Raw genomic sequence first — 13,892 nt, forward strand, 5'->3', positions numbered from 1 at the left:
CCGGCGGGTGCGGCCTCGTCGGCGAGCGGCCCGTGCGCACCCGAGCGCCGCATGCCGGTGCCCGACTCGCCCCGTACGGACCCGAGTTGGCGCCCGCTCCGGCAGCCGCCGGGAAGCTTCGCCGGGCGATTCAGCGCCGCCCGGCCGCGTCCCGCCGCGCGCTCCTTCAGGTTCATAACGTTTCGACAGTGAATTACGAAGCTGTGAATACGGCTGGCGAGCAGAAGGCTTCACTCTGCTCACAAATCCCGGACTCTTCGCACCTCTCGCCCCTTTATGCCCTATTCGGCAGCCCCGTCGAGCCCTCGTACCGGCCTCGATGAAGTGTTTGGCTGACGCAGTCCTGACGTGCTGAAATGCGCTGAAACTCAGCGGTAGTGAGTTGGCACGTCGCCGGCCCGTGGACGTCGGATACGGACACCGGGGGTCAAGAGGTGAGGAGTCGCGTGAGGCGAAGCAAGACGGGCGCTGCGACAGGGACCCGGGTGGAGTCGAGAGGCAACTTCACCCCGCCGTCGCGGGTTTCGGCGACATCCGACCTGCCCGACGGGCCGGGACGCCCCGGCAGCCGCTTCGCGGTCCGCAACTGGCGGGTGCGTACGAGGCTCTACGCCATCCTCCTCATCCCCGTGGCCGTAGGTCTGGTCTTCGGCGGCTTCCGCGTCAACGACTCGATAGACACCTGGAACGAGGCCGAGGACGCACAGCACACCGCCGAACTCGTCCGCGCCGCCGCCGCGTACGGCAACGCCATCCTCGACGAGCGCGACCGCACCGCCGCACCTCTGCTGGCGGGCCACCGCAACGACCCGGTGGTCGACAAGGCCCGCAAGGTCACCGACCGCGCCAAGAAGGACTTCGACGACGCGGTGGCGGCCATGCCGGACAAGCCGGGCCTCCAGCGACGTCTCGCCGTCTTCCGCAAGGGCGAGCCCAAGTTGGGCCCCCTGCGCGCCGCCGCGTACACCAAGCGGCTGGGCGGAGTGCAGACCGAGGAGGGCTACGTCGAGGTCCAGCACCCGCTGATGGAGTTCTCCAACGAACTCGGCTTCGGCACCGGCAACGTCACCTCCTACGGCCGCACGGTCTATTCGGTCTCGCTCGGCAAGGCCGCCCAGTCGCTGGAGCGCTCCATCGGCATGCACCTGCTGCTGAGCCCCGGCCCCGGCAAGGCGGACACGAAGCGGCAGAACACGGCCCTGACCTCCTACGCGTACCTCGAACGCATCGCCCTGGAGGAGTACGTGGGCGGCGGGCGCCCCACGGACGTGAAGCTGCTGAAGGAGGAGACCGCCAAGGCCGAGGCCAAGGGCAAGGCCCGTGTGGCCAAGGCCAGGGCCCAAGCGACCGCGGCGGGCAAGGAGTTCGTGCCCCCGCCGTCGACGGAGAAGGCGATCCCCGTCATCGTCTCCGGCGCCGGGAAGCGCGCGCTCGCCGCCCAGGGCATCACCCCCGAGAGCTGGTTCGCGACGAGCACCGGCAAGTTCGACGCGTACCGCGCCGTCGAGAAGGAACTCGCCGACCGCGCCGTCGCGGAGACGGCCCGGATCTCCGACGACGCCGCCCGCGACGCCCTGATCAACGGGGTCATCGTCCTCGTCGCCCTGCTGCTCGCCTTCTTCCTCGCGGGCATGATGGCCCGCTCGATGAGCCGCAGCATGGGCAGTCTGCGCAACGCCGCGTTCGACGTGGCCGAGCAGCGGCTGCCGATGCTCGTCGACCAGCTGTCGCGCACGGATCCGGGCCGAGTCGACACCCGTGTCGCACCCATTCCGCTCGACAGCACCGACGAGATCGGCGAAGTCGCCCGCGCCTTCGACCAGGTGCACCGCGAGGCCGTGCGTCTCGCCGCCGAACAGGCGCTGCTGCGCGGAAACGTCAGCGCCATCTTCACCAACCTCTCCAGCCGCACGCAGGGCCTCATCGAGCGCCAACTCGGCCTCATCTCCGACCTGGAGAACAACGAGGCCGACCCGGAGCAGCTGGAGAGCCTCTTCCGGCTCGACCACCTCGCGACCCGTATGCGGCGCAACGGCGAGAACCTCCTCGTCCTCGCCGGCGAGGAACCGGGCCGCAGCTGGAACGAGCCGGTGCCGCTGGTCGACATCCTCCGCGCCGCCTCGTCCGAGGTGGAGCACTACGAGCGCATCGAACTCTCCGGGGTCCCCGAGACCGAGATCCACGGCGACGTCGTCAACGACCTCGTGCATCTGCTCGCCGAACTCCTGGAGAACGCCACCTCGTTCTCCTCGCCGCAGACCCGGGTCGAGGTCACCGCGACCCGCCTGCCCGACGACCGGGTCGTGATCGAGATCCACGACAAGGGCGTCGGACTGACCGCGGAGGACTTCGCGGACATCAACCACAAGCTGGCCAACCCGCCGACCGTCGACGCGAGCCTCGCCCGACGCATGGGCCTGTACGTCGTGGGCCGCCTCGCCGACCGGCACGGGATCCGCGTCCAACTGCGGCCCTCCGGCGAGCAGATCGGCACGACGTGCCTGGTCATGCTCCCCGAGGGGATCACCCAGGGCGGCGGCGGCGAGGACGAGGGCTACGAGGACTTCACGGTCTCCCGCATCATGCCCGAGGTCCCGCCGGGCCCGGGCATGCCCGAGCCGCCCGGGTACGGCCGCGGACTGCCGCCGTCCCGCAACGCGGGCGAACTCGGCTACGACGGCGGCAGTTACGAGGTGCCCGACGACCTCTCCTCGCTCGGCCCCGTCCATCCGATAGGGCGCGCGCAGCTGCGCGACGAGGCCCGCGAGGCGATGGAGGCCCGGCAGCGCGAGGAGGCGGAGTACGCGCGCGACGACGTGTGGGACGCGCCGGGCGGACAGCACCGGTGGCAGGAACCCCCGCGGGGTCAGGAGCCTCCACGTGGCCAGGTGCCTCCGCAGCGCGAGGAGCCCGGCCGGACCGGGGAGTTCCCGCTGCCCCAGGAGTTCCAGCGGCCTCAGGAGTTCGAGCGGCCTCAGGAGTTCGGGCAGCCTCAGGAGTTCGGGCAGTGGGGAGAGCCGCCGCAGCGCGGCGAGCCCCGTGAGCCGGGACGGGCACCGGAGTTCCCCCCTCGCCAGCAGTTCCCCGACCGCCCGTCGTTCCCGGCCTTCCGCGGCCAGCGGGAGCCCGAGCCGGGGCCGCAGCCGCCGGAACCCCAACTGCCCTCGCAACCCGACCAGTTGTACTCCGGCGGGAGCCACTACGCTTCACCGGGACCAGAAGCGGAATCCGGTACGGGCGTTCACGAAGATGGGCCTGACCGCGTAGGCTTCGACCGTCCGGGCCCGGCCCCGAGCAGTTACCGCACCACGACCGGCGCCGGTCTTCCGCGCCGGGAGACGGCGCAGTCACGGCAGGTGGACGGGCCGGCAGAGCAACACCAGCAGCACCAGCCTCAACCGGAACCCTCCGAGGATTGGCGTAACGCCAACGACGAGCGCTGGAGCCGGGCCGGCCGAGTGCGTGATCCACAGACCAGCGGGGTCACTTCATCCGGCCTTCCCCGGCGGGTGCCCAGGGCCAACCTGGTCGCGGGCACCGCCGAAGCGAACCCCACGGGAGGCCCCATGGTCTCCCGCGCACCCGAGGACGTCCGCGGCAGGCTGAGCAACCTCCACCGCGGCATCCGACGAGGGCGCGGAGCGGGTGACGCCTCCCAGAATGACCGACAGGGCTTCGGCCCCGGCAGCACCTACGATCAGGAGCGTTAGTGTGAGCCCGATGAGCCAGGCGGCGCAGAACCTGAACTGGTTGATCACCAACTTCGTGGAGAGCACCCCAGGTGTGTCCCACACTGTGGTGGTCTCCGCGGACGGACTTCTGCTCGCGATGTCCGAGGGCTTCCCGCGCGATCGCGCCGACCAGTTGGCGGCGGTCGCGTCCGGGCTGACCTCACTCACGGCCGGAGCCTCCCGGATCTTCGAGGGCGGCGGAGTGAACCAGACGGTTGTGGAGATGGAGCGTGGATTTCTCTTCATCATGTCCATCTCGGACGGTTCTTCGCTCGCGGTTCTTGCACACCCCGAGGCGGACATCGGCCTCGTCGGGTACGAAATGGCACTTCTCGTCGATCGCGCGGGTACGGTCCTGACCCCGGATCTCCGTGCCGAACTGCAAGGAAGCCTGCTGAACTAGTCCTCAACCGGCAGACAGGCAGTGCGCGTTGCGCCCGAGCGCCATAAAGTGCGGAGGTGCGGAGCCCGCTGAAGGTGGTGCCGGAGCAGGACGGAACAATGTGTGGCCCGCACGTCCGTAAGTCGGAGGAGGAAACATGACAATGCCCCCAGGCGGCCCGTCGTCGTACGGCAGCGGTCATGAGAACGGGCGCCCGAGGCGCTTCAACTTCCCCTCCACGCCCAGCAGCCGGCACGCCGCTCCGCAGCAGCCCGGAGACGAGCCGCAGGGGCACGGACAGCAGCCGCCGCCACCGCCGCGGCGCCGGCAGCCGTCCCGTTATGACGAGGGTCTCTACGACTCCTCGCGTTACGGGGAGTACGAGCGCCGCCAGTTCGAGCAGGCACCGCCGCCCCGCATCCAGCCGGTGCAGCCGCAGCCGCGCAAGAAGCCCGAGCAGGGCGGCCGCAGCGAGCAGCAGCCCCTGGTGCGCCCGTACGCAATGACGGGTGGACGGACCCGTCCCCGCTACCAGCTAGCCATCGAGGCGCTGGTGCACACGTCGGCCGAACCCGCGAGGCTCCAGGGCCAGTTGCCCGAGCACCAGCGGATCTGCCGCCTGTGCTACGAGATCAAATCGGTAGCTGAGATCTCTGCACTTCTCACCATTCCCCTCGGCGTCGCCCGTATCCTCGTCGCCGACCTGGCCGAAGCGGGTCTCGTCGCCATCCACCAGCCTGGCGGCGACGACGCCAACTCCGACGGCCAGCCAGACGTGACACTGCTCGAAAGGGTGCTCAGTGGACTTCGGAAGCTCTAGCGGCGGCGCTGCTGCCCGTTCCACCACTTCCGCGAAGATCGTGGTTGCTGGCGGATTCGGTGTGGGCAAGACGACCTTCGTCGGTGCCGTGTCGGAGATCAATCCGCTGCGCACAGAGGCCGTGATGACGTCGGCGTCGGCAGGTATCGACGACCTGTCGCACACCGCCGACAAGACCACCACCACGGTGGCCATGGACTTCGGCCGCATCACCCTCGACCAGGACCTGATCCTCTACCTCTTCGGTACGCCCGGTCAGGACCGCTTCTGGTTCATGTGGGACGACCTGGTCCGCGGCGCGATCGGCGCGGTCGTACTGGTCGACACGCGCCGCCTCGCGGACTGCTTCCCGGCCGTCGACTACTTCGAGAACTCCGGCCTTCCCTTCGTGATCGCCCTCAACGGCTTCGACGGGCACCAGCCCTACACGCCGGAGGAGGTCCGCGAGGCCCTTCAGATCGGGCCGGACGCCCCGATCATCACCACGGACGCGCGTCACCGCGCGGACGCGAAGAGCGCGCTGATCACGCTGGTCGAGCACGCGCTGATGGCCCGCCTGCGCTAGCGCGCTTCCGCGCGCCGCCCCCGAAGAGCCGGACCCCCAGGGGTCCGGCTCCTCGCATCCCCGGGCTCTCCCGCCCGCGGCGCCGCTCCCGGCCCACCCTTTTTCCGCCGCGACGGCGCCGCACCCCGACGCGCGTGCCCGGCGGTTGTCCACGTACGGGGCCCACCCTTTTTCCGCCGCGACGGTGCCGCACCCCGACGCACGTGCCCGGCGGTTGTCCATGTACCGGGCCTACCCTTTTTCCGCCGCGACGGTGCCGCACCCCGACGCACGTGCCCGGCGGTTGTCCACATACCGGGCCTACCCTTTTTCCGCCGCGACGGTGCCGCACCGCGACGCGCGTGTCCGGCGGTTGCTCACGTACCGGGGTCCGCGCGACGGGCCCCGCCCCGCACAGAGGCCCGACCGCCCCGGCCCGGGCGCCGCTTCCGCCCACCGCTCCACCCGAGGGCACCCGGGGCCCCCGGGGCTGCGCCACGGGCGGGGGACGGTGGGGGCGGAGCCCCCGCCGTACCGCATCGCATACGCTGGAGCGTCGTCACCCCCGTACCGCCACACCGGCCTCATCCGAAGGGCAGCCCGAACCCGTGCGCATCGCAAGATTCTCCCTCGACGGAAACGTCGCCTTCGGCGTCGTGGAAGGGGACGCGGAGACCGAAGGCGGCCCCGTCCTCGACATCATCAAGGGCCATCCCTTCGCGGAGTTCGAGCGTTCGGGCCAGAAGCTCCCGCTGGACAAGGTGCGGCTGCTCCCGCCCGTACTGCCCAACAAGGTGGTCGCGATCGGCCGCAACTACGCCGAGCACGCCCGGGAGTTGGGCAACGAGGTCCCGGACACCCCGGTCGTATTCTTCAAGCCGTCCACCGCCGTGTGCGGCCCGCACGACCCGGTGACCTACCCGTCCTTCTCCTCCGAGGTGCACTACGAGGCCGAACTGGCCGTGGTCATCGGCCGGTTGTGCAAGGACGTGCCCCGCGAGCGCGTCAAGGACGTGATCCTCGGCTACACCTGCGGCAACGACATCACCGCCCGCGACATCCAGCGCGCCGAGTCGCAGTGGGCCCGCGCCAAGGGCTTCGACACCTCCTGCCCCCTCGGCCCGTGGGTCGAGACCGAGCTGGACGCGTCCGACCTCGGCGTGATGTGCACCGTCAACGGCGAGCAGCGCCAGCTGGGACGCACCAGCGAGATGGTCCGCTCCGTCGAGGACCTGGTGGTCCACATCACCGAGGCGATGACGCTGCTGCCCGGCGACGTCATCCTCACCGGAACCCCCGCGGGCGTAGGCCCGCTCGCCGTCGGCGACGAGGTCGCCGTCACCATCGAAGGCATCGGCACTCTCACCAACAAGGTGGTCAAGCGTGACTGACGCGACCGCGACCGCGCCCCCGTCCACGGCCGTCACGAAGGACGTTCGCGTACGGTTCTGTCCCTCCCCGACGGGCAACCCCCACGTCGGCCTCGTCCGCACCGCCCTGTTCAACTGGGCGTTCGCCCGCCACCACGGCGGCACCCTCGTCTTCCGCATCGAGGACACCGACGCGGCGCGCGACACCGAGGAGTCGTACGAGCAGCTGCTGGACGCGATGCGCTGGCTCGGCCTGGACTGGGACGAGGGCCCCACGGCCTTCGACGCCGTCTCGGGCGGCCCTGGGGGTACCGCCCGGGCCGCAGGCCCAGGGGGAGGCCCGCACGGTCCGTACCGGCAGTCCCAGCGCTCCGAGATCTACGCCGACGTCGCGGCCAGGCTCCAGGAGGGCGGCTTCGCCTACCCCTGCTACTGCACCGCCGAGGAGCTGGAGGTGCGCCGCGAGGCCGCCCGCAAGGCCGGCAGGCCGTCCGGTTACGACGGCAAGTGCCGCGACCTGACCGCCGAGCAGATCGCGGCGTACGAGGCCGAGGGACGCACCCACATCGTCCGCTTCCGGATGCCGGACGAGCCGGTCACCTTCACCGATCTGGTGCGCGGAGAGCTGACGTTCGCCCCGGAGAACGTCACCGACTACGGCATCGTCCGCGCCAACGGCGCCCCCCTCTACACGCTCGTCAACCCCGTCGACGACGCGCTGATGGAGATCACGCACGTGCTGCGCGGCGAGGACCTGCTCTCCTCCACCCCGCGCCAGATCGCCCTGTACCGCGCTCTCGCGCAGCTCGGTGTCGGCAACGGCACCACGCCGGTCTTCGGCCATCTCCCGTACGTCATGGGGGAGGGCAACAAGAAGCTCTCCAAGCGCGACCCCCAGGCGTCCCTCAACCTCTACCGCGAGCGCGGCTTCCTGCCGCAGGGCCTGCTCAACTACCTTGCGCTGCTGGGCTGGTCGATCGCCGAGGACCGCGACATCTTCACCCTCGACGAGATGATCGCCGCCTTCGACATCGCGGACGTCAACGCCAACCCGGCCCGCTTCGACCTGAAGAAGTGCGAGGCCATCAACGCCACGCACCTGCGCGAACTCGCCCTGGACGACTTCGTCGAGGCTTGCGCGCCCTGGCTGCACGCCCCGTACGCGCCATGGCGCCCGGAGGCCTTCGATCAGGCGGCTTTCGAGGCCCTGGCCCCGCTGGCGCAGACCCGGCTGACCGTCCTCTCCGACATCACGGCGAACGTCGACTTCCTCTTCCTCGACGAGCCGGTGGAGGACGAGGCGTCCTGGACGAAGGCGATGAAGCCCGGCGCGGAGCAGGTGCTGCGCACGGCCCGCACGAAGCTCGCCGACGCCGACTGGAAGGCCGAGGCCCTCAAGGAGGCAGTGCTGGCGGCCGGCGAGGAGCACGGGCTGAAACTCGGCAAGGCCCAGGCCCCGGTCCGGGTGGCGGTCACGGGCCGCACGGTCGGCCTCCCGCTCTTCGAGTCCCTCGAACTCCTCGGCCGCGAGCGTACGTTGGCGCGCGTGGACGCGGCGCTGGCGAAACTGGACGCGGCCTGAGCCGCACCACGCAGCCCGCAGTGGGGCCGGGGCCGAGGCGGTCCCGTCCCCTCGCCGTGCGGTGCCCGTACGGGCACTGAAGCAGGCCTGAGCGCGTTTTCCGCCGGAGCGCGTGGCCGGGAGCGCGGGGCGGGGCCGCGCTGTGACCGGGCCCCGGGAAGGGACCCCGTACCTCCCGGAACCCGTTTTGGAGCGCCGTCGCCGATCGGGTACTGTTCTTCCTGTCGCCGAACGGGACGGGGCCGAGAAGGCCCGACCGGAGGCGGCCACCCGGACAAGGACCCCGCAGCACATTGCGGCTGGGGGTTGCGTTTCGGTGGGCTATGGTGTAATTGGCAGCACGACTGATTCTGGTTCAGTTAGTCTAGGTTCGAGTCCTGGTAGCCCAGCGCGATCTTGATATCGGCGCATTTCAGAGGCGTCAGAGGCGTAAGTCACAAGATCGAGGCCCCCGTTGTGTAGCGGCCTAGCACGCCGCCCTCTCAAGGCGGTAGCGCCGGTTCGAATCCGGTCGGGGGTACGGGCCGGTGAGGCTGAGGGCCATCACCGGTAGCTGGGGCCCCCGTTGTGTAGCGGCCTAGCACGCCGCCCTCTCAAGGCGGTAGCGCCGGTTCGAATCCGGTCGGGGGTACTCGACGGAAGCCCCCCGCGGGACGCGGGGGGCTTTTCCATTGTCCCTCCGCGTCCATGAGCCGCCCGTCCGCGTCCGCTCAACTCCCCGCGCGGAAGCGCCTGTTGGACTCCTCGGCCTCCGCGAGCCGCCGCAGGCTGAGCAGCACCGGTTCATAGAGCACCGTGCACGCCACGGCGGCCTCGATCTGCTGCTCCGGGTCGTCGTAGCCGGCGATCAACTCCACGTCGGCCTCCGCCGCCTGTCCGGCGGCCCGCGCGTAGGGGAGCAGGTGCTCCATCGCCGAGGGGTAGCCGAGCCTGCGCAGGGCGGCGATCGCGCCGATCAGCATCCGGTACGCGGGGGACGCGGCTCCTGCCTCGTACGAGAAGCTCCAGCCGAGGTCCTTCAGAAGAGCCTGGGCGGTGCGTTCCGCGTCCTGTGCCTCCGGGGAGTCCGGGTCCGGCTGCGTACCGTGCGGCAGCGCCCACACGGCGGTCCCGATGCGGCTGTGCTGGTCCTTGGACGGTTCGTCGATGCTGCCGAGCACCTCGCGCACCGTCGCCACGGGCAGCCTGCCGACCTGTGTCAGCGCGCGGATCAGCCGCAGCCGGCGCAGGTGCGCCTCGCCGTACTCGGCCTGGGTGGCGGAGATGCGGCGTCCCGGCGGCAGCAGCCCCTCGCGCAGGTAGTACTTGACTGTGGCGGTGCTGATTCCGCTGCGTTCGCTCAGTTCCGCAAGACGCATTCCGTGGCCGTTCTCCGCTCCCGTCGTACCGCGAGCGAATCCGCTCGCCGACCGCTTGCGAACCGCTTGCGCTTGGTGTTGGAGAGTAGCACTATCTATTTTGGATAGTGAAAGTATCCCAGCGACAGAAGGAGTCTGTCATGGCGGGCGATGTGCGGGCGGGGCGGACGACGGCCGCGGTGCGCGGCGACGCGGTCGTGTTCCTGATCGGGATGCGCATCAACAAGCTGCGGGCGCTGCGGAGTTGGGTGCCCGTCCTCACGGCGATGCCGCGGATGCTCAAGGAGCTGTCGAAGGATCCCGCCGGCGGCCTGCTGGGCTTCCGCGTGATGGTCGGCGGGCTGCGCGACATCTCGGTCGTCCAGTACTGGGAGTCCCATGAGGCGCTGTTCGCGTACGCCTCGGCCGCCGGCAAGGAGCACCGCCCGGCGTGGGCGGCGTACAACCGCCGCGCGCGCAACGGCGGTTCGGACGTGGGGATCTGGCACGAGACCTATGCGGTCCCGGCGGGCCGTTACGAGACGCTGTACGTGAACATGCCGCCGTACGGTCTCGCGGCTGCGCACGGCAACGAGCCCGCCGACCGGCGCGGTGAACGGGCCGCGGAGCGGATGTCGTACGGAAGCACGGGCGGTTGAAGCGGACCGGCGGTCGAGGCGGTCCTCACGCGGCGGTCGACGTGGTCAACACGGCGGCGGGGCGCGGTGTCACGGGGAGGCCGCGCCGCCCGCTCAGCCCGTCGTCCTGCGCAGCGCCTCGCTCAGCCGCGCCGCGGCGTCCACGATCGCCTGCGCGTGCATGCGGCCGGGGTGCCGGGTGAGCCGCTCGATGGGGCCAGAGACCGACACGGCGGCGACGACCCGGTTCGACGGGCCGCGCACCGGCGCCGAGACCGAGGCCACGCCCGGCTCGCGCTCGCCCACGGACTGTGCCCATCCCCTGCGTCGTACGCCGGAGAGCGCCGTCGCCGTGAAGCGGGCGCCCTGGAGGCCGCGGTGGAGGCGCTCCGGCTCCTCCCAGGCCATCAGGATCTGCGCGGCCGATCCGGCCTTCATCGGCAGCGTCGAACCGACCGGCACGGTGTCCCGCAATCCGGACAGCCGCTCGGCGGCGGCGACGCAGATCCGCATGTCGCCCTGGCGCCGGTAGAGCTGCGCGCTCTCGCCCGTCACGTCGCGCAGGTGAGTCAGCACGGGCCCGGCGGAGGCGAGGAGGCGGTCCTCGCCCGCCGCCGCGGCCAGTTCGCCAAGGCGCGGGCCCAGGATGAAGCGCCCCTGTATGTCCCGCGCGACCATGCGGTGGTGCTCCAGCGCCACCGCGAGCCTGTGTGCCGTCGGACGTGCCAGGCCGGTGGCCCCGACCAGTCCGGCGAGGGTGGCCGGACCGGACTCCAGAGCGCTCAGTACCAGAGCCGCCTTGTCGAGAACGCCGACGCCGCTAGAGTTGTCCATGCGTCGATACTCGCGTCTCAGAGTGTGAAACGCAAGTTCCTTTTCCGGCGCCACCCGCCACCCTGGAGTGGCGGAGCACACCCGCGGTCCGAGCGGACTCTGGGCGGGATGTGCCATTGGATCTCGACATGTGGGCCGGCAGTGCGGCCGGCCGGAGGGAAAGCGATGGGACGGACACTCGCCGAGAAGGTCTGGGACGACCACGTCGTCACGCGCGCTGAGGGAGAGCCGGACCTCCTCTACATCGACCTGCACCTGCTGCACGAGGTGACCAGCCCGCAGGCCTTCGACGGTCTCCGTAAGAACGGCCGGCAGGTGCGCCGGACCGATCTCACCATCGCGACCGAGGACCACAACACCCCCACCATCGACATCGACAAGCCCGTCGCCGACCCCGTCTCGCGCACCCAGCTGGAGACGCTGCGCAAGAACTGCGCGGACTTCGGCGTACGGCTGCACCCGCTGGGCGACGTCGAGCAGGGCGTCGTGCACGTGGTGGGGCCGCAGCTGGGACTGACCCAGCCCGGCATGACGGTCGTCTGCGGCGACTCGCACACCTCGACGCACGGCGCGTTCGGCGCGCTCGCCTTCGGCATCGGCACCAGCCAGGTCGAGCACGTACTGGCCACGCAGACCCTGCCGATGGCCCCGTTCCGGACCATGGCGGTGACGGTCAACGGCGAACTGCCCGACGACGTCACGGCGAAGGACCTGATCCTCGCGGTCATCGCGAGGATCGGCACCGGCGGCGGCCAGGGCTACGTCATCGAATACCGCGGCGAGGCCGTCGAGAAGCTGTCGATGGAAGCGCGGATGACCATCTGCAACATGTCCATCGAGGCGGGCGCCCGCGCCGGGATGATCGCCCCGGACGCCACGACGTTCGACTACGTACAGGGCCGCGAGCACGCACCGCAGGGCACCGACTGGGACGCCGCTGTCGAGTACTGGAGGACGCTGCGCACCGACGACGACGCCGTCTTCGACCACGAGGTCGTCATCGAGGGCGGGGAGTTGGCGCCGTTCGTCACCTGGGGCACCAACCCCGGCCAGGGCGCGCCGCTGTCGGCGTCCGTCCCGGACCCGGCCTCCTTCGAGGACGACGCCTCTAGGGTGGCGGCCGAGAAGGCGCTGGAGTACATGGGGCTCACGGCCGGGCAGCCGCTGCGAGAGGTCGGCGTCGACACGGTCTTCGTCGGCTCGTGTACCAACGGCCGTATCGAGGACCTGCGTTCGGCCGCCGCCGTGCTGCGCGGACGTCAGGTCGCCGACGGCACCAGGATGCTGGTCGTGCCCGGTTCCGTACGCGTCGCGCTCCAGGCCGTCGAGGAGGGCCTGGACAAGGTCTTCACCGAGGCCGGCGCCGAATGGCGGCACGCGGGCTGCTCGATGTGCCTGGGCATGAACCCCGACCAGCTCAAGCCGGGCGAGCGCGCCGCGTCCACCTCCAACCGCAACTTCGAGGGCAGGCAGGGCAAGGGCGGCCGTACGCACCTGGTCTCGCCGCAGGTCGCCGCCGCCACCGCGGTGCTGGGACGCCTCGCATCGCCCGCCGACCTGACCGACGTACGCGTGCCCGCCGGCGTCTGAGGAGGAAGCATCACCATGGAAGCCTTCACGACACACACCGGCCGGGTCGTACCGCTGCGCCGCAGCAACGTCGACACCGACCAGATCATCCCCGCGCACTGGCTGAAGAAGGTCACCCGCGACGGCTTCGAGGACGGGCTCTTCGAGGCGTGGCGCAAGCAGGACGACTTCGTGCTCAACCAGGCGGCGTTCAAGGGCGGCACGGTGCTCGTCGCCGGCGAGGACTTCGGCACCGGCTCCTCTCGCGAGCACGCCGTATGGGCCCTCCAGAACTACGGCTTCAAGGCCGTGATCTCGCCCCGCTTCGCGGACATCTTCCGCGGCAACTCCCTGAAGAACGGCCTGCTGACGGTCGTGCTGCCGTATCCCACGGTGGAGCGGCTGTGGGAACTGGCCGAGGCCGACCCGAGCACGGAGATCACCGTGGACCTCGTACAGCGCAAGGTCCTCGCGCCGGGCGTCGAGGCCGCCTTCGAGCTGGACGAGAACGCCCGCTGGCGGCTGCTGGAAGGGCTCGACGACATCAGCCTCACGCTGAAGAACGACGACGTCATCACGGGTTACGAATCGAAGCGCCCCGCCTTCAAACCCCTTACGCAGCAGGCCTGACGCACGTCCGGGCGCACCCCGCCCGGCACCCGTACGGCACGCACGCACAGCCCGCATCGCGCGGCATCACAACCGCATCGGCACTCGCGCCCCGCGCCCTCACGCGTGGGGCGCGAGTGCGCGTTGGGAAGCCGGTATGCGACAACTCACCGCAGATGGCACAATCGGTGCATGGAACGCGACGGTCAACTCGATCTCTACGACCGGCTCGCCGCCCGCTTGAAGGAGGCGCACACACGAGTGCGCACACTGCAAGTCCCCGAGGGCGTACGGGTGGCGCTCCAGCGCAAACTGCTGGTCATCACCGCGGCCTCGAAGCACGATCTCGCCGACGCGGAGCGGCGCGTGGACCGTCTGATGACGGATATCGACGAGGGGCGCTTCCCCGAGGAACAGGCAGGCAAGCGCGCTGACGGAACTCGATGAAGGGCGAGTTCGTTGCGGCACAAGGGTGA

12 protein-coding genes and 3 tRNA genes are annotated in these 13,892 nt (G+C 70.5%); 13 read left to right on the top strand and 2 right to left on the bottom strand.

Annotated features, from left to right (window positions below):
* The first annotated feature begins 446 nt into the window (after nt 1–446).
* The 9 genes from HCC61_RS20465 (at nt 447) to HCC61_RS20505 (ending at nt 9,060) form a co-directional block, all read left to right on the top strand.
* Nucleotides 447–3,710: a nitrate- and nitrite sensing domain-containing protein gene (locus HCC61_RS20465; RefSeq protein WP_169137379.1), complete on the top strand. Its 3,264-nt coding sequence runs from the start codon at nt 447–449 to the stop codon at nt 3,708–3,710.
* A 10-nt stretch (nt 3,711–3,720) separates the two neighbouring features.
* Nucleotides 3,721–4,134, top strand: a complete 414-nt coding sequence (locus tag HCC61_RS20470) for a roadblock/LC7 domain-containing protein (protein WP_169137380.1) — start codon at nt 3,721–3,723, stop codon at nt 4,132–4,134.
* 136 nt (nt 4,135–4,270) lie between these two features.
* A complete protein-coding gene (locus HCC61_RS20475) occupies nt 4,271–4,933 on the top strand; it encodes a DUF742 domain-containing protein (RefSeq protein WP_169137381.1) in 663 nt (220 codons plus the stop codon).
* Nucleotides 4,914–5,498 carry an ATP/GTP-binding protein gene (locus tag HCC61_RS20480; protein WP_028435360.1) on the top strand — a complete coding sequence of 195 codons (585 nt, stop codon included), beginning with the start codon at nt 4,914–4,916 and terminating at the stop codon, nt 5,496–5,498. The genes HCC61_RS20475 and HCC61_RS20480 overlap by 20 nt, the downstream gene beginning before the upstream one ends.
* A 587-nt stretch (nt 5,499–6,085) precedes the next feature.
* Nucleotides 6,086–6,868 (top strand): fumarylacetoacetate hydrolase family protein, encoded by a 783-nt coding sequence (locus tag HCC61_RS20485; protein ID WP_169137382.1) that lies wholly within the window; start codon nt 6,086–6,088, stop codon nt 6,866–6,868.
* Nucleotides 6,861–8,429 carry a glutamate--tRNA ligase gene (gene gltX / locus HCC61_RS20490; RefSeq protein ID WP_169137383.1) on the top strand — a complete coding sequence of 523 codons (1,569 nt, stop codon included), beginning with the start codon at nt 6,861–6,863 and terminating at the stop codon, nt 8,427–8,429. The genes HCC61_RS20485 and gltX overlap by 8 nt, the downstream gene beginning before the upstream one ends.
* Before the next feature lie 317 nt (nt 8,430–8,746).
* A tRNA-Gln gene (locus tag HCC61_RS20495) sits at nt 8,747–8,818 on the top strand.
* A gap of 58 nt (nt 8,819–8,876) precedes the next feature.
* A tRNA-Glu gene (locus tag HCC61_RS20500) sits at nt 8,877–8,949 on the top strand.
* Nucleotides 8,950–8,987: 38 nt separating this feature from the next.
* Nucleotides 8,988–9,060, top strand: a tRNA-Glu gene (locus HCC61_RS20505).
* A gap of 79 nt (nt 9,061–9,139) precedes the next feature.
* On the opposite strand, the gene HCC61_RS20510 is transcribed toward HCC61_RS20505, so the two are convergent.
* Complete coding sequence (locus tag HCC61_RS20510; RefSeq protein ID WP_169137384.1) at nt 9,140–9,787, bottom strand: MerR family transcriptional regulator; 648 nt, start codon at nt 9,785–9,787, stop codon at nt 9,140–9,142.
* Nucleotides 9,788–9,927: 140 nt separating this feature from the next.
* Between HCC61_RS20510 and HCC61_RS20515 the strand changes: the two genes are divergently transcribed.
* Nucleotides 9,928–10,425 carry a DUF4188 domain-containing protein gene (locus HCC61_RS20515; RefSeq protein ID WP_169137385.1) on the top strand — a complete coding sequence of 166 codons (498 nt, stop codon included), beginning with the start codon at nt 9,928–9,930 and terminating at the stop codon, nt 10,423–10,425.
* A 93-nt stretch (nt 10,426–10,518) separates the two neighbouring features.
* On the opposite strand, the gene ndgR is transcribed toward HCC61_RS20515, so the two are convergent.
* Nucleotides 10,519–11,238, bottom strand: coding sequence for an IclR family transcriptional regulator NdgR (gene ndgR / locus HCC61_RS20520; RefSeq protein WP_070010751.1), 720 nt, complete (start codon nt 11,236–11,238; stop codon nt 10,519–10,521).
* Nucleotides 11,239–11,403: 165 nt separating this feature from the next.
* Between ndgR and leuC the strand changes: the two genes are divergently transcribed.
* The 3 genes from leuC (at nt 11,404) to HCC61_RS20535 (ending at nt 13,863) form a co-directional block, all read left to right on the top strand.
* On the top strand, nt 11,404–12,828 hold the full coding sequence (gene leuC / locus HCC61_RS20525; protein WP_169137386.1) for a 3-isopropylmalate dehydratase large subunit: 1,425 nt from the start codon (nt 11,404–11,406) through the stop codon (nt 12,826–12,828).
* A gap of 15 nt (nt 12,829–12,843) precedes the next feature.
* Entirely contained in the window at nt 12,844–13,437 is a 594-nt protein-coding gene (gene leuD, locus HCC61_RS20530; protein ID WP_169137387.1) for a 3-isopropylmalate dehydratase small subunit, read from the top strand.
* A 171-nt stretch (nt 13,438–13,608) separates the two neighbouring features.
* Nucleotides 13,609–13,863, top strand: a complete 255-nt coding sequence (locus HCC61_RS20535) for a hypothetical protein (protein ID WP_028435369.1) — start codon at nt 13,609–13,611, stop codon at nt 13,861–13,863.
* Nucleotides 13,864–13,892 lie beyond the last annotated feature (29 nt).

This window comes from Streptomyces sp. HNM0575 (assembly GCF_012726265.1).
Taxonomy (GTDB): domain Bacteria; phylum Actinomycetota; class Actinomycetes; order Streptomycetales; family Streptomycetaceae; genus Streptomyces.

Excerpts from the sequence above, each read along its gene's own strand:
- HCC61_RS20535 (WP_028435369.1), top strand. The coding sequence starts at position 13,609 with ATGGAACGCGACGGTCAACTCGATCTCTACGACCGGCTCGCCGCCCGC.
- HCC61_RS20515 (WP_169137385.1), top strand. The coding sequence starts at position 9,928 with ATGGCGGGCGATGTGCGGGCGGGGCGGACGACGGCCGCGGTGCGCGGC.
- leuD (WP_169137387.1), top strand. The coding sequence starts at position 12,844 with ATGGAAGCCTTCACGACACACACCGGCCGGGTCGTACCGCTGCGCCGC.
- HCC61_RS20510 (WP_169137384.1), bottom strand. The coding sequence starts at position 9,787 with ATGCGTCTTGCGGAACTGAGCGAACGCAGCGGAATCAGCACCGCCACA.
- leuC (WP_169137386.1), top strand. The coding sequence starts at position 11,404 with ATGGGACGGACACTCGCCGAGAAGGTCTGGGACGACCACGTCGTCACG.
- ndgR (WP_070010751.1), bottom strand. The coding sequence starts at position 11,238 with ATGGACAACTCTAGCGGCGTCGGCGTTCTCGACAAGGCGGCTCTGGTA.
- HCC61_RS20470 (WP_169137380.1), top strand. The coding sequence starts at position 3,721 with ATGAGCCAGGCGGCGCAGAACCTGAACTGGTTGATCACCAACTTCGTG.
- HCC61_RS20475 (WP_169137381.1), top strand. The coding sequence starts at position 4,271 with ATGACAATGCCCCCAGGCGGCCCGTCGTCGTACGGCAGCGGTCATGAG.